Source organism: Microbispora cellulosiformans (assembly GCF_008728085.1).
In the GTDB taxonomy this organism is placed as follows: Bacteria; Actinomycetota; Actinomycetes; order Streptosporangiales; family Streptosporangiaceae; genus Microbispora; species Microbispora amethystogenes.
Genome location: NZ_VYTZ01000014.1, coordinates 42,400 through 60,946 on the forward strand (window position 1 = coordinate 42,400; position 18,547 = coordinate 60,946).

Here is an 18,547-nt window from a genome sequence, read left to right on the forward strand (position 1 = left end):
GTAGTGACAGCGGGCGTTGCCGTTCGGAGCCGAGGCTTTCCCGAGGCGGTCGGTCGCAGCAGCCCGAGGGATCACACCCGTGGCCTCTCGAGATCGTCTCATGAAGGAGAAAGCAGTATGGCCCAGGGAACCGTCAAGTGGTTCAACGCCGAGAAGGGCTTCGGCTTCATCGCCCCCGACGACGGCACTCCGGACGTCTTCGTCCACTACTCGGCCATCGACAGCCGCGGCTACCGCTCGCTGGAGGAGAACCAGCGCGTCGAGTACACCGCCGGCCAGGGCGCCAAGGGCCCGCAGGCCGAGCAGGTTCGGCCGCTCTAAGCAGCGTTTCACACCGGCGATGCCGGGCCCACTGAGGTGAGGCCCGCATCCGACGGCATCAGGCCCCGGGCTCCTCACGGAGTCCCGGGGCCTTCGTCATTCGGTGCAGTGGCACCGTGAGGGCAAGCCCTCAGCGAGGCGGTCCCGTACGATTCGCTGGTGATCGAGAAGGCGGGGCGAGACCGGGCCGGTCGCCGGGCGTGGCCGTGGATGACCCTGGCGGTGCTCCTCTCAGCGGTGCCGTTCACGCTGATGGCCATGACCGCGCGCGGCGGCATCGACTACCTGCCGCTCGTCTCCTTCGCCTGGCGTTTCGTCGGAGTCGACGCGCGCTACCTGCTCGCGCTCGATCTCCTCGTGCTGGGCGTCCTGCCGCTGCTCGCCCTGTCAGCGGCCGGCCTCTCCTGGCTGTGGTGGCGAACGGGCACGGCCGGCGCCGTGCTTCTCGGCCTCATGGCCGTGGTCAACCTGGTGGTCTTCGTGGACGAACGCCCGTGGCCGTTCACCCCTGCGGACGTCAGCGCGGGCAGCCAACCGGACTGGACCAGCGGCGGCCCGGCTCCATGGGCACCACCGCTGCTCGCCGCCATCGCCTGTGCCGCCGCCGCCCTGGCCCTGACCATGGGCTCCCGCCGCGTACGAGCAAACCGGCACCGGTAGTGAATCCCGCGACGGGTTCTGTCGCTGGGCGAGGTCAGGTGGGACAGGCTCATGGGAGCCGAGCATGTGGCCCGGCTCCGTCGTGCGCGCGATCTGCTCACGGCCAAGGGGTACGACACGCGCGACACGGTGCTCACGTGTTATTCGGGCGCCGGATTCACGGCGGAACTCGGCGCTGAACCAGGGAGCGACGTGCGCCTGATCACCCTTGACGACCTCTACGCTTGACCTGGTCTTGAGCAGACCTCTTGCCGCCGCCGGAGGCGGCCTTCGGCAGGCCCCGGCAGGCTCGTCAGCGGCATAGCGCGCGGGTGAAAGTTTCATCACGAGGTTGTCGCGCGTACTGTGCGGGCCGGGCCGGTAACGCCAGATAGACGCGCTCCCGAAGGCCGAAGCGCCGCCGGAGCGTTCGGACGGCCTCTTGACGCCACCCGGTACGCCCTAGTTTGCTCCGCCATTAACCACCGACATTGACGCCTGTGGACGCAACCTCTCGTGCCATAGAAAATGTTAGCGCTAACAGTTTCCCGTAAGACGCAGGCCTCCGCCTCGACCCACCCTCAGGAGTAGACCATGCATTCACCCCCCATCCGTTCGGCCGCCGGCCGGTGGCGTTCCCATGTCACCGTGGCGGCGCGTGTGTCCGCCGCGTTGGTGACGGTGCTGGCCGCGGCGCTTGTGTCGGCGGGGCCCGCGTCGGCGGCGGCGGCGCCGCTGGTGGGCGTCGGGTCGGGCCGATGCCTCGACGTGGTGGGCAACACCGACGCGCAGGGAACCGGTCTGCAGATCTACGACTGCAACGGCCAGGCCAACCAGGCGTTCGAGTTCACCTCGTCCGGTGATCTGCGGACGTTCAACGGCACGCGGTGCGTGGACGCCTACGGTCAGGGCACCGCGAACGGCACCAAGGTGGTCATCTGGTCCTGCAACGGCCAGGCCAACCAGAAGTGGCGCCTGAACTCCGACGGGACGATCACGGGCGTGCAGTCGGGCCTGTGCCTGGACGTGAGCAACTACGGCACGACCAACGGGTCCCCCGTCTACCTGTGGACCTGCCACGGCGGGACCAACCAGAAGTGGACCACCTCCGGCGGCCCGACCCAGTCGCCGTCCGCGACGCCGACCGCGACACCGAGCACGACGCCGACCGGCACCTGCAACCTGCCGACGTCGTACCGCTGGACCTCGACGGGCGCGCTGGCGCAGCCGAAGTCCGGGTGGGTCTCGCTCAAGGACTTCACCAACGTCGTCATCAACGGCAAGCACCTGGTCTACGCCACCACGCACGACAACGGGTCGAGCTGGGGCTCGATGGCCTTCAGCACGTTCACCAACTGGTCGGACATGGGCTCGGCCACCCAGACCAAGATGAACTCGGGCACCGTGGCGCCGACGCTGTTCTACTTCGCGCCGAAGAACATCTGGGTGCTGGCCTACCAGTGGGGCGGGACCGCCTTCACCTACCGGACCTCCAGCGACCCCACCAACCCCAACGGCTGGGGAGCGGCGCAGACCCTGTCCACCGCGAGCATCTCCGGCTCCGGCACCGGCCCGATCGACCAGACGCTGATCGGTGACGGCCAGAACATGTACCTGTTCTTCGCCGGGGACAACGGCAAGATCTACCGGCAGAGCATGCCGATCGGGAACTTCCCGGGCAGCTTCGGTTCCAACTACACCCAGATCATGAGCGACTCGACCAACAACCTGTTCGAGGCGGTCGAGGTCTACAAGCTGCAGAACCAGAACAAGTACCTCATGCTCGTCGAGGCGATCGGCTCGCGGGGCCGCTACTTCCGCTCGTTCACGGCCGACAGCCTGAGCGGGTCGTGGACGCCGAACGCCGCGACCGAGAGCAACCCGTTCGCGGGCAAGGCCAACAGCGGCGCCACGTGGACCAACGACATCAGCCATGGTGACCTGGTCCGCAACAACCCCGACCAGACCAAGACGGTCGACCCCTGCAACCTGCAGCTGCTCTACCAGGGCCGCAGCCCCAGCTCCGACGGCGTCGACTACGGTCTCCTGCCCTACCGCCCGGGCCTGCTCACCCTGCAGCGCTAAGGCATGACACAGGTCCCGCCCGTACGTCCTGACGTGTGAGGGTGGACCTGAAACGGGCGGGCTTGGCACAGCGCCGGGCCCGCCCCCGTCATGTCCGGGGTTTCCGGGGCCGGTCCGAAGACCGGCGTCAGCAGAGCGCGAGGGCCGTGTGGATCAGGTGGAGGTGGGTGAAGGCCTGTGGGAAGTTGCCCAGATGGCGCCCCTGGACGGGGTCGTACTCCTCGGGGAGCAGGCCGACGTCGTTGCTGAGAGTCAGCAGCCGCTCGAACAGGTCCCTGGCCTCGTCCTTGCGGCCCACGAGGTCGAGCGCCTCGGCCAGCCAGAAGCTGCAGGCGAGGAAGGCGCCCTCGGATCCGGGCAGGCCGTCGACGTCGTTGCTCTCGGAGATCGGATAGCGCAGCACGAAGCAGTCGGTCATCAGCTCGCGTTCGATCGCCTCGATCGTGCCGATGACCCGGGGGTCCTCAGGGGGCAGGAAGCCGACGATCGGGATGAGGAGCAGCGCCGCGTCGAGTTCGCGGGAGCCGTACGACTGGGTGAACGTGCCGCGTTCGCGGTCGAAGCCCCTGTCGCAGACCTCGGCGTGGATCCGGGCCCGCATGGCCCGCCAGCGCCGGAGGGGACCGGTGTGGCCGAGCTCCTCGATCGCGCGCACCTGACGGTCGGCCGCCACCCACGCCATGACCTTGGAGTGGACGAAGTGCCGCCGCGGGCCGCGCACCTCCCACAGACCCTCGTCGGGCTGGGTCCAGCTGCGCTCCAGGAAGTCCATCAGCCGGCTGACGATGGTCCAGGCGTAGTCGTGGGGTGGCATCCCCAGCTTGCGGGCCCGGTAGAAGCAGTTGAGCACCTCGCCGTAGACGTCGAGCTGAAGCTGGCCGGCCGCGCCGTTGCCTATCCGCACCGGCCGGGAGCCCTCGAACCCGGCGAGCCAGTCGAGCGTCAGCTCCGGCAGGCGCCTTTCGCCCGCCACGCCGTACATGATCTGGAGGTCCTCCGGGCGGCCCGCGACGGCGCGGAGCAGCCAGTCGAGCCAGGCGCCGGCCTCGGTGACATATCCGGACTCGGTCAGGGCGTCGAGTGCCATCGCGGCGTCGCGCAGCCAGCAGTAGCGGTAGTCCCAGTTGCGCACCCCGCCGAGATGCTCGGGCAGTGACGTGGTGGGAGCCGCCACGACGCCGCCGGTCGGGCTGTAGGTGAGCGCCTTGAGCGTGATGAGGGAGCGGATCACGGTGGCGCGGCAACGGCCCGGGAGCCAGCAGCGGGAGGCCCACTCCGTCCAGAACCGGCTGGTCTCGGTGAACTGCTCGCCGGGATCGATGATGCCGGGTTCCGGCTGGTGCGAGGGGTGCCAGGTGAACACGAACGACCGGCGTTGCCCCGCGGCGATCGTGAAGACGCCGGTGTGCCGGCCGCCGCTGCCCTTCAGGTGGACGGCGGTGTCGATCCAGACCGAGTCGGGCCCGCCGATGGCGTGGAGGCGGCCGCCCAGGCGGCGGGCCCAGGGGACGATGCTGCCGTAGTCGAACCGGATGCTGATCTCCGTGGTCATGCGCACGATCCCGGACACGCCCTCCACGATCCGGACCAGGGCGGGGTTGGCGTGCCGGGGAGGCATGAAGTCGATGACCTTGACGGTCCCCGTGGAGGTCTTCCAGATCGTCTCGAGGATCAGCGTGTCGTCGACGTACGCGCGCCGCGTGGCCATCTCGTGCCCGGCGGGGGCGAGCCGCCAGAACCCGTTGGACTCGTCACCGAGGAGCTTGGCGAAGCATGCGGGGGAGTCGAACCGGGGAAGGCAGAGCCAGTCGATCGACCCGTCGCGACCGACGAGGGCGGCAGACTGCGTGTCCCCGATGAGGGCGTAGTCCTCGATCCGCATGTGGACCACGCTACTCGCGGGGGTGGCGCGGCACCGTCCGGGCGTGTCCCCGAGCCCCGGGACGCCATGGATTCGTGAACAGCACTGGTCCGCGGCCTGGTTGCGGGACGGTCCCGTCGCGGCGTCAACTGGCATATGGGTGCAGCCAGTGGGGGAGCATGCCATGACCAAGGACGTCACGTACCGCAGGATCTACGAGGAATCCTCCCCCGAGGACGGCAGGCGGGTGCTCGTCGATCGCGTCTGGCCCCGGGGGATGCGCAAGGCGGACGCGCGGATCGACGAGTGGCTGCGTGACGTCGCCCCCTCCACCGAACTGCGCCGCTGGTACGGCCACGAGCCCAGCAGGTTCGCCGAGTTCCGCCGGCGCTACCTCACCGAGCTGCGCGAGCCCGCGCGGCGGCAGGCCGTGGACCGTCTGCGAGAGATCGCCGGCCACGACCGGCTGACGCTGCTGACCGCCACCCGCGACGTCGAACACAGCCAGGCCGCCGTTCTCGCCGAGTGGCTGACCGGTGCCGAGACGTCCAGGACGTGAGCCGCCGGCACCCTCCTGTTCTGCCTGAAAAATACCATCGGACAGGTTTCTCCTCCTAAGACGTCACGCCTCCTCGTTGTGCAAGTGAGGATGTCCCCCAGTTACACAGTGCTGAGGTCAGCGCCGCTGGTCTTGCCTGTGAAGGCCGCCTCTCGCTCCCGGGTGGCGCCGTCCGCAAAGTTACATACCTACGCGAAGGTATGCGATAGTGGGCGAGAAACCACCGGTGACTCAGGGCACCAGTGTCAGCTCCCTAGTGGTGAACGACCGCGCACCGCGCTCCGCCGGGTTCGGCGCGCCATATTCCCCGGCCAGACGGGCCGCCGGCCGGCCACTCCGGCGTCCGTCTGCCGGAAAGTCCGCACTCCCCGATCACCCCACGGATCCCGAGCTTTCGAAGGAACCTGATGAAATTCGGAAACAATCTGCGGATCAAGACCGCCACCTCATGGCTTCCGCCGGACTGCGAGACCGTCGAGGACGCCGTCGCGGCGGGCAAGCTGGCCGCCTCGGACGTCGAGCGGCTCGGACTCACCCAGCTGCCGGTCTCGTCCGGGTGGTCCGGTCCCGAGATGGCGGTGGCCGCCGCCCGCGACGCGATCAGCCGGGCGGGCTGGAGCCCCTCCAAGGTGGGCCTCGTGCTGCACACCTGGATCTACCACCAGGGACATGACATGTGGTCGCCGCCGCACTACGTGGCGAACGAGGTGGGCACCCCCGACGCCCTGTCGTACGCCGTCCAGCAGGGCTGCAACGGGGGCGCGATGGCCCTTCAGGTGGCCGCCATGAACCTGGCCGCCGACCCCGGGCTCGGCGCCGCGCTCATCACCACCGGCGACCGCTTCCTGCCGCCCGGTTTCGACCGCTGGGCCTGCGACTACGGCCTGGGCTTCGGCGACGGGGGGTCCGCGGTGCTGCTGCACCACAACGACCACCACGACGACTCGGAGAGTGACGCGGGACCCGACGACTACGCGCTCGTGTCCATGGCCACCGAGACCGCCGCCGAGCTCGAGCTGATGCTCCGGCACGGCGACGACTTCAGCCCCACGCCCCTGTGGCACAACGAGTACATCGACCTGCGCCGTCCGAAGAAGTCCTACATGGCGGTGCACGGCAAGGAGAAGTTCAGTCAGATCGCCAGCCGGTCGATCCGCAACGTGATCGTGGACAGCGTGCACGACGCGGGGCTGCAGCTCGATGACCCGCGAATCAAGTACATCGCGCTGCCGCGGCTCGGAACGGGCCTGCTGGACGGCATCTACATGCCGGTGCTGGGTGAGGTGCTGAAGGCCGAGGCGCTGTGGTTCGGCGCGGTCACCGGCCACATGGGCTGCGGGGACTTCCTCGCGAACCTGGCCGACCTGCGGGACCAGATGCCGCTTGAGCCGGGCGACTTCGCGCTGGTGATCAGCGGCGGGGCGGCGTGGACCTGGGCCTGCGCCGTCGTGCAGGTGCCGGAAAGGGGCGTCTGATGGGCCTCGGACTCCTCGGCCTGGGCGGCCACGTGCCGCCGGTCGTCATCGACAACGCGCGGGTCGCCGAGTGGGCCGGCGTGGACGAGAACTGGATCGTCGAGCGGACCGGCATTCTGGAACGCAGATACCGCGAGCCCGGGACCGTCACCTCCGACCTCGCGCTGCACGCCGCCCGTGAGGCGCTGGCCGCACGGCCCGACGCGGCGAGCCGGCTGGGGCTGATCATCGTGGGCACCTCGACGCCCGACCAGCCGCAGCCCTCCACCGGAGCGATCCTTCAGGACAAGCTCGGGCTGTCCGGTTTCCCGGCGTTCGACGTCAACGCGGTGTGCTCCGGCTTCCTCTACGCGCTGGGGGTCGCCGACTCGATGATGTCGGCGCGGCTGTCCGGGCAGGGCGGCGAGTACGCCCTGGTGGTCGGCGCGGACGTCTACTCCTCGCTGATGGACCCCTCCGACCGGCGCACCGTCAGCCTGTTCGGCGACGGGGCCGGGGCGGTGCTGCTCGGTCCGGTGCCCGACGGGTACGGCGTCCTGGACTGGCGGCTGGTCACCAACGGGGAGCACCGCGATCTGGTCGAGGTGACCGGCGGCGGCACCCGCCGGCCGCTGGACGCCGAGGCCCGGGAGGCGGGGGAGCACCTGTTCCGGATGAAGGGCCGTCCCGTACGCGAGTACGCGATGCGCACCCTCCCCAAGGTGATCGGCGAGGCGCTCGACTCGGCCGGGCTCCGGCTGGAGGAGGTGGACCGCCTCATCCTGCACCAGGCCAACACCCGCATGGTCGAGGAGTGCTACCGCGAGCTGGGCGTCGACCCCGCCAAGGTGCCGCTCACCGCACCGCGATTCGGCAACACCGCCGCGGCCTCCATCCCGCTCACCCTCCGTACGGAGCACGAACGCCGTCCCTTCCGGCGCGGCGAGCTCCTGGTGCTGGCCGGCGTGGGCGGCGGCATGACAGCGGGGGCCGTCGTCGTCCGCTGGTTCTGAGCCCGCCGGACACCTGCTGATAAATCGCGCAAGTGCCGTGAAAGGAGACAAAAATGCCGATGGCGACGGCGGCGGGACACCGCTGCTACGAGCTGTGGGATCCGATGCCCGACGAGGTGCGGGAGGGCGCCAGGCGGTTCGCCGCCGTACAGGCGCTCAACGAGCTGGTGGGCGTGTTGCAGTACGTCGAGTGGCTGGACCGCGCGCCCAGCCACACCAGGCGGCAGATGCTCATGGCCAAGATCCAGGACGAGGTCGGCCACGGGCACGTGGTCGCGCGTGTCGCCGAAGACCTGGGCATGCCGCGCGAACGGATCCTCCTCGACTACCTGGAGGGCCGTACGAAGATCCACAACATCTTCCACTACTCCTTCGCGACCTGGGAGGAGGTCGGCCCCGGGCTGCTCCTGACCAACTCGGCCGCGATCACGCAGTTCCAGTCCCTGGCGAAGGGCGTGTACCTGCCGTACGCCCGGGCGCTGCGCAAGGTCGAACGCGAGGAGTCCTTCCACTACCAGCACGCCCTGGACCTGACCCACGAGATCCTGACGCACGGTGACGCCGAGCAGCGCCGCCGGGTGCAGGAGGGGTTCGAGCTGTGGCTGCCGCGAATCCTGGCCTACCTCGGGCCGCCCGACACCGACACCCTGCACACCAACCGCATGTGGCAGGTCGGCCTGAAGCCGGACGGCAACGACGAGGTGCGCCAGGCCTGGCTCAACAAGATCATCCCGGTGGTCCGGAAGCTCGGTCTGCACGTGGACCCCGCGCTGGTGCGTCAGGCGCCCTCGGGCGAGTGGGAGTTCGAGATGCCCGACTGGGTCCAGGTGAAGAAGGTCATCGCGAACGGCGGGCCGTCGTCGCAGCGGCGGCTGGACTGGGTGCGCCGCGCCCTGGACCGCAACGCGCCGTACCGGCGCGCGCTGCAGGGGGTGGCGTGAATGCCGCACATCCCGACCGACTCCGACGTCTACGAGGTGTTCGCGCAGAGCGGCCACGGCACGGCTCTCAACCATGTCGGTTCCATCGTCTCGCCGCGCCCGGACGCCGCCTGGCACCTGGCCAAGGAGACCTACGGGCGCCGCGACGACCTCGTCAAACTCTGGGTGGTCCGCCGCACCGACATGATCGTCTCCAGCGCGGACGACCGCGGCCTCCTCGCCGCCAAGACCCGGATGCCGTACCGCCAGCCCGGCTTCCCCACCGCACGCCGCCGTGACCGCTCCGCCTCCCCACCTGCCGCCGCCCCGCCGGAGCGTCGTGACAGCGGTCTGACCGAGCGCCGCGACGACGCGCGCGAGCCCGGGCTCACCGACCTGTGGCTGGCGCTCGCCGACGATCTGTTCGTCCTGGGCAACCGGCTGGGCGAACACATCGTCGACTACATCGACCTTGAGGAGGCGCTGGCGGTCGGCTCCATCGGGCAGGAGGCGCTGGCGCACGCCGGGACGATCCTGGTGCTGTGCGGCTTCGACCAGCCCGCTGTGGATGCCCGTTTCTTCGACCGGGCGCAGGCGCAGTGGCAGGTGTCGCGCGTCGTCGAGCGGCTCACCGACTGGCCGTCCCTCGTGGCCGGCGGCCTCGTGATCGCCGCGGCCGTCGCCGTACTCGCCGAGCAGACCGCGGAAGCCGAGCAGACCGCGGAAGCCGAGCAGACCGGAGGAGCCGAGCAGACCGCAGGGGCCGAGGCCGGCGCGGCGTGGCTGCCCGCGATCACCGCCATCCGCGACGAGCAACTGGTCCACCTGGACCACTGGCGGCGGTGGGCGCGGGCGCTGGCCGCCTGGCCCGAGACCCGGACGGAGTTCGCGCGTGCCTACGCCGAAGTGACCGAGCGCGCCGGCGACATGTTCGGTGCCCGGCCGCAGTCACACGCACAGGGAGTCGCGGCGGGCGCGGCGACCGCGGGTCCGGCTCTGGCCGTGACACTGCACGAGCGTCTCGCCGCTCTGGTCGGCGAGAACGGCGGACCCGGATCGCGCCTGCCGGACGGCCCGGGGACGCGGACCTGGGGGGTGGGCGGGAGCGCACTGGCCGACTCCCTCTCCCGTGGCCGCACGGTCCGTGACGAGTACGCCCCGGGGGTGTTCAGTTGAACGCCGACCAGCTCACTGACGAGCGCGCCGGCCGGCTCAACGGCCGGTTCACCGACCGGCTCGCCGACGTGGTCGCCGGCGTGAGTGATCCGGAGATCGACGTGGGCCTGCGCGACCTCGGAGTGCTGCGCTCGGTGTCGCTGACCGACGGCCGGATCCGCGTCCACCTGACCCCTACGCGGATCAGCTGCCCCGCCGTCGGTGAGATCGCCCGGCGGGTGCGGTCCGCGCTCGCCGAGGCGGCACCGGGATACGGGATCGAGATCGTCTGGGAGCGCGGCGCGTGGCAGCCCGCGGCGGTGACCGTCGCCGGCCGGGACGCGCTGAGCAGGGGCGGCTATCGCGTGGCGGGCACCGCCTCCAGCTGCCCCTACTGCGGCAGCGAGGACGTCGAGCAGGCTGGCCGCTTCGGCGGAGCGGTGTGCAAGGTCCCGTACGACTGCCGCGGCTGCGGCTCGACCTTCGACGTGATCGGCACGGCCGGCTGCACCGCCATGCTCCCCACACCCGAACCCGTGCGCGGAGGATCACGATGAGACTCAGCGGAAAGACCGCCGTGATCACCGGGGGCTCCCGGGGCCTCGGCCGGGCGATCGCGGAACGCTACCTGCAGGAGGGGGCGCGGGTGGTCTGCGCCGCCCGCAACCCGTACGACATCAAGGAGGTTCTCGACCTCGCACCCGGCCGCTGCGCCTACATCCCGGTCGACGTCACCAGTGACGAGTCGGTCACCGCGCTGATGGACGAGGCCGTCGAGCGCTTCGGCGGCATCGACATCCTGGTGGCCAACGCCGGCGTGAGCCGGGACGGGCGGGTGGACCGGCTGCCGGTCGCCGACTGGCAGGACATGGTGACCACCAACCTGACCGGGGTCTTCCTCTGCACCAGGGCCGCCGTCCCCCACCTGGAGCGCAGCGGCGCCGGCCGGATCGTCAACGTCTCGTCCAGCATGGCGACCCGGGTCGCCATCGGCGCCGCTGGATACTGCGCCACCAAAGCCGCGGTGGAGATGTTCACCAAGGTCAGCGCGATCGAGCTCGCCCCACGCGGCATCCTCGTCAACTCCCTGGCCCCGGGGATCCTCGACGAGGGGATGGGCCAGCAGCTCACCGGCAACGACCGGATCTGGTCGCGCTACAAGACCAGGCTGGCGCTCGGCCGGCCCGGCCACGCGGACGAAGCCGCCGACGCGGCGGTCTTCCTCGCCGGTCCCGAGTCCTGCTACGTCAACGGCCACGTGCTGGAAGTGAACGGAGGCCTGCTGTGGTCATGACACCCGCCCCCGAGGTGGATCACCCGGCCGCGTGGCTGAACGTCGACGGCGCGGTGGGCGTCCTCCGCCTCGACCGGCCGCCGCTCAACGTGCTGGACCGCGCGGCACAGGCCGCGTTGCGCCTCGCCGCCGAGCGGGCCGCGACCGACGAGCGGGTCCGCGCGGTGGTCGTGTACGGCGGGCCCACGGTCTTCTCGGCGGGGGCCGACATCAAGGAGATGGCCGCGATGACGCACGCCGAGATGGTCGGCCACGCGGCGGTGCTCCAGGCGGCCTTCGACGCGGTCGCCGCCATCCCCAAGCCGGTGGTGGCCGCGATCAACGGGCCCGCTCTCGGCGGCGGCTGCGAGCTGGCGCTGACCGCCGACGCGCGCATCTGCGGCAGCGAGGCGCGGCTCGGGCTCCCCGAAGTCCTGCTGGGCGTCATTCCCGGAGCGGGTGGCACCCAGCGGCTGCCCCGGCTGATCGGTCCGGCGAGGGCCAAGGAGCTGATCTTCAGCGGGCGCCAGGTGGGCGCGAAGGAGGCACTGGAGATCGGCCTGGTGGACCAGGTCGTACCGACCGATCAGGTACTGGACAGCGCACTGCGCTGGGCGCGGCGCTTCGAGACAGGCCCGGCGCTGGCCCTCCACGCGGCGAAGACCGCCATAGACGCGGGCCTGGCGACCGATCTGGCCGCCGGACTCGCCATCGAACGGTCGGTGTTCGCCGGACTGTTCGGCACTCAGGACCGTACGAGCGGCATGCAGGGGTTCATCACTGAGGGCCCCGGCCGCGCACGCTTCACCGGGAGGTAGTCACCATGAATCCAGCGACCGTCGAGTTCCAACGCGCCCGCGACCACCTGCTGTCCTCCTACGGGGACCTGCCGCGCGCCCGGGCCTTCCCCAGGCCCGCGGTCGGACAGGACTTCAGCTGGGTCGCGGACTGGTTCGATGTGATCGCCCAGGGGAACGACGCCATCGCGCTGCGCGTGGTCGACCTCGACCAGCGGGGCGAGGTCGTCGCCGACACCGCGCTGAGCTTCGCCGAGCTGGCCGAGCGCTCCCAGCGGGTCGCCCGGTGGCTGCGGGCGGCCGGCGTACGGCGCGGGGACCGCATGCTGCTGATGCTCCCCAACCGGGTGGAACTGTGGGAGTGCCTGCTGGCCGCGTTCCGGCTGGGCTGCGCCGTGATCCCCGCGTCCGTCCAGCTCACGCCCGACGACCTGGCCGACCGGCTGGAACGCGGCGGTGTGGGGCACGTGGTCGCCGAGGCCGGCCTCACCCCCAAGCTGGCACGACTGAGCGGCGGACGCACGTGCATCGCCGTCGGCGGCGCGGTGCCGGGCTGGCTGGACTACCAGGGGGCCTATGCCGCCGAGCCGCTCCGGGAGGCGGTGCGGACCCGGCCCGACGAGCCGTCGCTCATCTACTTCACCTCGGGTTCGACCAACCGTCCCAAGCTGGTCGGGCACACGAGCGTGAGCTATCCGATCGGCCACCTGTCGACCATGTACTGGATCGGCATCCGGCCGGGCGACGTGCACCTCAACATCTCCTCGCCCGGGTGGGGAAAGCACGCCTGGAGCAACCTGTACGCCCCCTGGAACGCACAGGCGACGGTCATGGTCGTCAACCAGCCGAGGTTCGCCGCGCGGCCGCTGCTCGACATGATGTCGCGCTACGCCGTGACCACCTTCTGCGCGCCGCCCACCGTCTGGCGAAGCCTGCTCCAGGAGGACCTCACGCAGTGGCCGGTCTCGCTGCGCGAGGCGGTGGCCGCCGGGGAACCGCTGAACGGGGAGGTGGTGCGCCGCGTCCGCGAGGCGTGGGGGGTGACGGTACGGGACGGCTACGGGCAGACCGAGACCACCGCCCAGATCGGGACTCCGCCGGGCATGCCGACCGTCGACGGGGGGCTGGGCTGGGCGCTGCCGGGCTACGAGGTGGCGCTGCTGGACCCGAACACCGGCGTCCCCATCCCGGACGGCGCCGGGGAGGGCGAGATCTGCCTGCCGCTGGCCAGTCGCCCGCTCGGTCTGATGAGCGGATATCTGGGCAACTCCGAGGCGACCGCCCACTGCATGCGCGGCGGTTACTACCACACCGGCGACATCGCCACCCGTGACGCGGACGGCCTCTTCCGCTACACCGGGCGGGGCGACGACCTCTTCAAGGCGTCCGACTACCGGATCTCCCCCTTCGAGCTGGAGAGCGTGCTGCTGCGGCATCCGGCCGTCGCCGACGCCGCCGTGGTGCCCTCACCCGAACCGCTGCGGCTGGCCGTGCCCAAGGCGTACGTGGCGCTCGCCGCCGGCTACCCGCCGGAGGCCGAGACCGCACAGCTCATCCTCGCCCACGCCCGCGACCAGCTCGCGCCCTACAAGCGGATCCGCCGCATCGAGTTCGCCGAGCTGCCCAAGACCGTCACCGGCAAGGTCCAGCGCACCGAGCTGCGGCGGCGGGAGGAGCAGCGGAGTTCGCGGTCGGCGCAGGAGTGGTGGGAGGAGGACTTTCAGAACTAGTGCCCCCCGGCGACGTGAGCGGGCTGTGCGACGGGCGCGCGTTCCCCGCACAGCTCGCCCGCCCGGGCCGACTACTCCTCGGAGACGAAATGAATGCCGTCATCATAAGCAGGGACCAACGCAGACGAGCCGTGTTGAGCAGCCTCATCGGGAACAGCATCGAATGCTATGAGTTCCTCGTCTACGGCACGTTCTCGACGCTCTACTTCAACAAGCTGTTCTTCCCTTCGTTCGACCCCGCCACCGGCACATTGCTGTCCCTGTCGACGTTCGCGGTCGCCTTCGCGGGACGGCCGCTCGGTGCCTTCGTGTTCGGGCACTTCGGAGATCGGATCGGCCGCAAGGCGACGCTGGTCACCACTCTTGTCATGATGGGCGGCGCGACGGTCCTGATCGGCCTGATGCCCACCTACGCCACCATCGGCGTCGCCGCCCCGATATTGCTGAGCGTCCTCCGGTTCATCCAGGGATGCTCCCTCGGCGGAGAGTCGAGCGGTGGGTTCCTGATGGCGCTGGAGAGCGCTCAGCCGAACAGGCGGGGCTTCCTCACCGCCGTCGTCGGCACCGGCAACGCCTGGGGACTGCTGCTGGCCAACGGCGCGCTCCTCCTCGTCACCGCGTTGCCGGACCGGCAGGTGCTGTCGTGGGGATGGCGACTGCCGTTCATCTTCAGCGCCGTGCTCGTGGGTGTCGCGCTCCACGTCCGGACGCGGCTCGCGGAAACCCCCGAGTTCGAGCGGTCGAAGGCCGAGGGCGCCGTCAGGAACCGGCCGGCGATCGACGTCCTGTCACGGTACGGCCTGACCACTCTGGGCGCGTCGCTGGCGATGCTTCCCATGTTCCTGGTGTTCTACCTCGGGTCGGTGTTCTCGCTCAAATACGGCGCGACCGTCGGCGTGGGCCGGCCCGTCATGCTGGTGCTGCTCGTCGCGTCGTGCGTCTTCCTGATCGTCGCCATGCCGTTCTTCGGATGGCTGAGTGATCTCTTCAACCGCAAGGCGGTCTTCGTCGGCGGCGTCGTCGCCATGACGGTGACGCCGTTCGCCTGGTTCCCGTTGCTGGACACCAGGTCCCTCCCTCTGATGGCTCTCGGTTTCCTGCTGCTGTTCGCCGGGTTCGCCGCGAGCTACGGCGTGCAGGGGGCGTTCTGCGCGCGGCTGTTCCCCACGGTCGTGCGGTATTCCGGCATGTCCGTCAGCTACAACGTGAGTGGGCTGCTCGGCGGCGCCGTCAGCCCGATCATCGCCGCGTCGCTGCTCGACAGGTTCCACAGCTGGACGCCGATCGCCGTCTACATGGCAGCCGCCGGCGTGATCGCTCTGGCCGCTTCGGCGTTCCTGCGGGAACGCTCCGACAGCACGGCCGTACGGCGTGCCGCCGTACCGTCGGCGACCGCCACGTCCCCCGGCCTCACGACCGCCAGAAGCTGATTCCAAGCCTCAGGCGGAACCGGTGGAGGTCTCCGTGCAATCCCCAGTGAGGGAGTATCGCATGTCGTCCCTGTCCGCTCCCAGATGTCCTGTTCTCGATCCCACAGGCGCTTCGGTGCACGCCGAGGCCGCCGCGCTGCGCGCCGAGGGGCCGGCGGTGCTGGTGGAGCTTCCCGGGCCCGTACGCGCCTGGGCGATCACCCGGCACAGCGTCATCCAGGCGCTCACGAACGACCCGCGCGTCTCGCGCGACTCCCGCCGGCACTGGCCCGGCCTGGCCGACGTGCCCGAGGGCTGGTCGCTCGCCGCGCTCACCATGCAGGAGAGCTTCTTCAACTTCTACGGAGAGGAACACCGCAGGTCCCGGCGCCGTGTCGCCCCCTCGTTCTCGCCGCGGCAGGTCGAACGGATGCGTCCGCGGGTGCAGGCGACCGCGGACCGCCTGGTCAAGGCGCTGGCCGCCCTGCCCCCCGGGGCCACCGCCGACGTGCGCCACGCCCTGGCGCTGCCGCTGACCATCACCGTCATCTGCGACCTGTTCGGCGTCCCCGAACACATGCGCGCGGGGATCGGCAGCGGAATCGACGGGGCGCTGAACTCCTCGCTCGACGCGGAAGAGGCGGTGGCCGCCCACACCGCGCTGTACGACCGGCTCGGCGAGCTGCTGCGGTACAAGCGGGAGCATCCGGCCGACGACCTGACCAGCGACCTGCTCCTGCCGGCCGAGCCCGGTGCGGAGCCGATGTCCGAGTCCGAGCTGCTCGGCACCCTCTTCCTCATGATCGGCGCGGGTCACGAGACCACCGTCAACCTCATCACCAGCGCCGTCCAGGGCCTGCTCACCCATCCCGAGTACCTCGCCCGGATCCACGAGGGCGCCATCGGCTGGCAGGACGTCATCGAGGAGACGCTGCGCATCGAGGGGCCGGTCATGCACATGCCCATGCGCTCCGCGCTGGAGGACATCGACCTCGGCGAGGGCGTCGTCATCCGCAAGGGCGACGCGATCACCATCGGCTTCGCCGCCGCCGGCCGCGACCCGGAGCTCCACCCGCACTGCCCGGAACGCTTCGACCCCACCCGGGCCGGCAAGGAGCACCTCGCGTTCGGCCACGGCCCCCACTTCTGCCTCGGCGCGCACCTCGCCCGCCTGGAGGCGGAGATCGCCCTGACCACGCTGTTCCGAGAGCTGCCCGATCTCGCCCTCGCCTACCCCGGAGACGTGCCCGCCCGCCTGACCTCGTTCATGATCAACGGCCCCGTGGGCCTGGAGGTCGTCCCCCACCCCGCATGACCGTACGGACCGGCATGACCGTACGGAATCCGGCCGCCGGAGGCGCACCGCGCCTCCGGCGGCACTGTCATGCCGCCGGCCGCCCGGTCCGAGGACGTCCCGGGCCTCGCCGCCGGCCCACCACCTGGGCCGCCCGACCTTGTCGTACGTCGTGCCGGAGGCGCGCATGAAAGTTCGTGCCGGAGGCGCGCATGAAAGTTCGTGCCGGAGGCTTGCGTGAAAGTTCGTGCCGGAGGCCGCGTGGGAGCTCCTGCCGGAGGCGCGCGGGGGAACGTGCGCCGAAGCCGCGGGAAAGCGGGGCCGGCACAGTGGCACCCGCGCAGTTGCGGTGGAGCGTGGACCCGGTCCCGGTCCCGGTCCCGGTCCCGGACCGGGCGGCCGACCGGCGTAGGCGCGGCCCCTGCGGAGAGCGCGGCGGCGGACCGGCGCCGGGAGGCCAGACGCTTCCGGCCGGGGACGAGAGGCGTCGGCGGGAGCGTGGGGCGTCGGCGGTACCGCGGGGCGTCAGAGGGAGCGCGGGGCGTCAACGGGAGCGTGGGGCGTCGGCGGGAACGCGAGGCTTCGGCCAGCGAACGCGCGGGGATTCGGCGCGAGGATTCGGCAGTAACGTGAGGATTCGGCAGGAACACGAGGCTTCGGCGGGAATGCGAACGAGGCGGCGATCTGGCTGATCGCCGCCTCGTTCACCCCTCGCGCTGTGCCGATACGGTCAGGTCCACAGCCCGCCGATCGCCATGGGGGAGCGGTGGCGGAGGGTGTTGTCCATCTGGATGTGCCGGGCGACGCGCTCGGCCTGGTTGCGGGTGGCGGCGATGAGCAGCGGCATCACCGACCCTGCCTCGGGCAGGCCCGCGTAGTACAGGCCCGGCAGCGTGCCCATTCCCCTGCGGTGCACCGGCAGGCCGTCCTGGTCGAGCGCCTCGGCGGGCAGGATCCCGTAGTCGGGCACGAAGCCCGTGGCCCAGATGATCGTCGTGATGCCGCCCGCGACCAGGTCCAGTGTGCTGCCGTAGTCCTTGATGAGCGAGGGGTCGTACTCGGGGGCGGGGTCTGCCGCGGGGACGACCAGCCCTTGCTGCTCGATCGCCGCGTCGATGGCCTTGAGCAGTTCGCTCTCCTTGTGGGCGGCCGCCTGCGCCACGGCACGGACGTTGTCCTCCAGGCGCAGCACGCCGCCATGCGCGCCGCGGACGGAGCCGACGAGCGTGACGCCCTTCGCCGCCAGGATCGGCAGGCTCAGGTCCTGGCCGCCGTCCTTCCCGCTGAGCACCGACACACCGGGCAGCACGGGGGAGTCGCCGCGTCCGCCCGACGCGGTCTCGAGGTTGCCCTCGGGCAACAGCAACTGCAGCCAGTCGAGGATCTGCGCGCCGCGGTAACGCCGGGGCGCGGTCTTGTGTCCTCCGACCGCGAGGTACACCTCCCGGCCGGCGTCGCGGAGGTCGTCCGCGATCTGCTGGCCGCTGTTCCCCGCGCCCACGATGAGAACCGCGCCGCTCGGCAGGGACTCCGGGTTGCGGTAGTACCGCGCGTGCAGTTGCGTGACCGAGAGGTCCACGCCCGCGGCCACCTCCGGCACGCGCGGCGAGGAGTACCCACCCAGCGCCGCGACGACGTTCCGGGCCTCGACGGTCTCGCCGTCGTCCAGGTGGACGCGGAAGCGCGCGCCCTCGTGGAGCGCCTTGCCGATCGGGAACTCGACCATCCGGACGCCGGTGTGCTCGCGGACCTGGATGCCCATAGCGGCCACGTAGCTCCGGAGACGTCCGGCCACCTCACGGGCCGGCATGTACCCCTCGGGATCGTCCCCGTCGTACGGCCAGTCCGGAAAGGCGACCGTCCTGTTCGGCGTGTTGACGCGCAGGCTGTCCCAGCGCTCGTTGGCCCACGCCTGGCCGATCTCGCCACGCTCGATCACCAACGCCTGGTAGCCCAGCCGGGAGAGCGCGCCCGCGACCGAGCATCCCTGCTGGCCGCCACCTATCACCACTGTCTCGGCGAACTCCGTTCCCATCC

At 70.8% G+C, this 18,547-nt stretch carries 17 protein-coding genes; 15 read left to right on the forward strand and 2 right to left on the reverse strand.

Going from position 1 to position 18,547, the window contains the following annotated elements; genetic code table 11:
- Positions 1-117: 117 nt before the first annotated feature.
- From F5972_RS29715 to F5972_RS29730, 4 genes are all read left to right on the forward strand, one after another.
- A complete protein-coding gene (locus F5972_RS29715; protein WP_111701102.1) occupies positions 118-321 on the forward strand; it encodes a cold-shock protein in 204 nt (67 codons plus the stop codon).
- A gap of 159 nt (positions 322-480) precedes the next feature.
- Positions 481-981 carry a hypothetical protein gene (locus F5972_RS29720; protein WP_150938188.1) on the forward strand — a complete coding sequence of 167 codons (501 nt, stop codon included), beginning with the start codon at positions 481-483 and terminating at the stop codon, positions 979-981.
- 51 nt (positions 982-1,032) lie between these two features.
- Positions 1,033-1,209, forward strand: a complete 177-nt coding sequence (locus F5972_RS37540) for a hypothetical protein (protein WP_191910370.1) — start codon at positions 1,033-1,035, stop codon at positions 1,207-1,209.
- A 345-nt stretch (positions 1,210-1,554) separates the two neighbouring features.
- Positions 1,555-3,045 (forward strand): non-reducing end alpha-L-arabinofuranosidase family hydrolase, encoded by a 1,491-nt coding sequence (locus F5972_RS29730; protein ID WP_150938190.1) that lies wholly within the window; start codon positions 1,555-1,557, stop codon positions 3,043-3,045.
- 127 nt (positions 3,046-3,172) lie between these two features.
- Here the strand turns inward: F5972_RS29730 and F5972_RS29735 are convergent, their stop codons facing one another.
- On the reverse strand, positions 3,173-4,927 hold the full coding sequence (locus tag F5972_RS29735) for a glycoside hydrolase family 15 protein (RefSeq protein ID WP_150938191.1): 1,755 nt from the start codon (positions 4,925-4,927) through the stop codon (positions 3,173-3,175).
- A gap of 163 nt (positions 4,928-5,090) precedes the next feature.
- Between F5972_RS29735 and F5972_RS29740 the strand changes: the two genes are divergently transcribed.
- The 11 genes from F5972_RS29740 (at position 5,091) to F5972_RS29790 (ending at position 16,531) form a co-directional block, all read left to right on the forward strand.
- Complete coding sequence (locus F5972_RS29740) at positions 5,091-5,465, forward strand: DUF488 domain-containing protein (RefSeq protein ID WP_150938194.1); 375 nt, start codon at positions 5,091-5,093, stop codon at positions 5,463-5,465.
- A 407-nt stretch (positions 5,466-5,872) separates the two neighbouring features.
- Positions 5,873-6,940: a ketoacyl-ACP synthase III family protein gene (locus F5972_RS29745; protein WP_150938196.1), complete on the forward strand. Its 1,068-nt coding sequence runs from the start codon at positions 5,873-5,875 to the stop codon at positions 6,938-6,940.
- Positions 6,940-7,932 (forward strand): 3-oxoacyl-ACP synthase III family protein, encoded by a 993-nt coding sequence (locus tag F5972_RS29750; protein ID WP_150938198.1) that lies wholly within the window; start codon positions 6,940-6,942, stop codon positions 7,930-7,932. The genes F5972_RS29745 and F5972_RS29750 overlap by 1 nt, the downstream gene beginning before the upstream one ends.
- Before the next feature lie 53 nt (positions 7,933-7,985).
- Positions 7,986-8,873, forward strand: coding sequence for a Phenylacetic acid catabolic protein (locus tag F5972_RS29755; RefSeq protein WP_150938200.1), 888 nt, complete (start codon positions 7,986-7,988; stop codon positions 8,871-8,873).
- Positions 8,874-10,028, forward strand: a complete 1,155-nt coding sequence (locus tag F5972_RS29760) for a hypothetical protein (RefSeq protein ID WP_150938201.1) — start codon at positions 8,874-8,876, stop codon at positions 10,026-10,028.
- Positions 10,025-10,564, forward strand: coding sequence for an iron-sulfur cluster assembly protein (locus F5972_RS29765; protein ID WP_150938203.1), 540 nt, complete (start codon positions 10,025-10,027; stop codon positions 10,562-10,564). Before F5972_RS29760 ends, F5972_RS29765 begins: the two co-directional genes overlap by 4 nt.
- A complete protein-coding gene (locus tag F5972_RS29770; protein WP_150938204.1) occupies positions 10,561-11,301 on the forward strand; it encodes an SDR family NAD(P)-dependent oxidoreductase in 741 nt (246 codons plus the stop codon). Before F5972_RS29765 ends, F5972_RS29770 begins: the two co-directional genes overlap by 4 nt.
- Positions 11,298-12,098, forward strand: coding sequence for an enoyl-CoA hydratase/isomerase family protein (locus F5972_RS29775; protein ID WP_150938394.1), 801 nt, complete (start codon positions 11,298-11,300; stop codon positions 12,096-12,098). Before F5972_RS29770 ends, F5972_RS29775 begins: the two co-directional genes overlap by 4 nt.
- Positions 12,099-12,103: 5 nt before the next feature.
- Positions 12,104-13,807: an AMP-binding protein gene (locus tag F5972_RS29780; protein WP_150938206.1), complete on the forward strand. Its 1,704-nt coding sequence runs from the start codon at positions 12,104-12,106 to the stop codon at positions 13,805-13,807.
- Positions 13,808-13,941: 134 nt separating this feature from the next.
- The gene (locus F5972_RS29785) at positions 13,942-15,237 is read left to right on the forward strand and encodes an MFS transporter (protein ID WP_191910371.1); all 1,296 of its coding nucleotides are present in this window, start codon (positions 13,942-13,944) and stop codon (positions 15,235-15,237) included.
- 61 nt (positions 15,238-15,298) lie between these two features.
- Positions 15,299-16,531 (forward strand): cytochrome P450 family protein, encoded by a 1,233-nt coding sequence (locus F5972_RS29790; RefSeq protein ID WP_150938210.1) that lies wholly within the window; start codon positions 15,299-15,301, stop codon positions 16,529-16,531.
- Positions 16,532-17,240: 709 nt separating this feature from the next.
- On the opposite strand, the gene F5972_RS29795 is transcribed toward F5972_RS29790, so the two are convergent.
- Positions 17,241-18,545, reverse strand: a complete 1,305-nt coding sequence (locus F5972_RS29795; protein ID WP_150938212.1) for a flavin-containing monooxygenase — start codon at positions 18,543-18,545, stop codon at positions 17,241-17,243.
- Positions 18,546-18,547: the final 2 nt, after the last annotated feature.

Bases quoted from the DNA above. Each gene is read 5' to 3' on its own strand.
- F5972_RS29715 (WP_111701102.1), top strand. From the start codon at position 118: ATGGCCCAGGGAACCGTCAAGTGGTTCAACGCCGAGAAGGGCTTCGGC.
- F5972_RS37540 (WP_191910370.1), top strand. From the start codon at position 1,033: ATGGGAGCCGAGCATGTGGCCCGGCTCCGTCGTGCGCGCGATCTGCTC.
- F5972_RS29730 (WP_150938190.1), top strand. From the start codon at position 1,555: ATGCATTCACCCCCCATCCGTTCGGCCGCCGGCCGGTGGCGTTCCCAT.
- F5972_RS29735 (WP_150938191.1), bottom strand. From the start codon at position 4,927: ATGCGGATCGAGGACTACGCCCTCATCGGGGACACGCAGTCTGCCGCC.
- F5972_RS29740 (WP_150938194.1), top strand. From the start codon at position 5,091: ATGACCAAGGACGTCACGTACCGCAGGATCTACGAGGAATCCTCCCCC.
- F5972_RS29745 (WP_150938196.1), top strand. From the start codon at position 5,873: ATGAAATTCGGAAACAATCTGCGGATCAAGACCGCCACCTCATGGCTT.
- F5972_RS29750 (WP_150938198.1), top strand. From the start codon at position 6,940: ATGGGCCTCGGACTCCTCGGCCTGGGCGGCCACGTGCCGCCGGTCGTC.
- F5972_RS29755 (WP_150938200.1), top strand. From the start codon at position 7,986: ATGCCGATGGCGACGGCGGCGGGACACCGCTGCTACGAGCTGTGGGAT.
- F5972_RS29760 (WP_150938201.1), top strand. From the start codon at position 8,874: ATGCCGCACATCCCGACCGACTCCGACGTCTACGAGGTGTTCGCGCAG.
- F5972_RS29770 (WP_150938204.1), top strand. From the start codon at position 10,561: ATGAGACTCAGCGGAAAGACCGCCGTGATCACCGGGGGCTCCCGGGGC.
- F5972_RS29775 (WP_150938394.1), top strand. From the start codon at position 11,298: ATGACACCCGCCCCCGAGGTGGATCACCCGGCCGCGTGGCTGAACGTC.
- F5972_RS29780 (WP_150938206.1), top strand. From the start codon at position 12,104: ATGAATCCAGCGACCGTCGAGTTCCAACGCGCCCGCGACCACCTGCTG.
- F5972_RS29790 (WP_150938210.1), top strand. From the start codon at position 15,299: ATGTCGTCCCTGTCCGCTCCCAGATGTCCTGTTCTCGATCCCACAGGC.
- F5972_RS29795 (WP_150938212.1), bottom strand. From the start codon at position 18,545: ATGGGAACGGAGTTCGCCGAGACAGTGGTGATAGGTGGCGGCCAGCAG.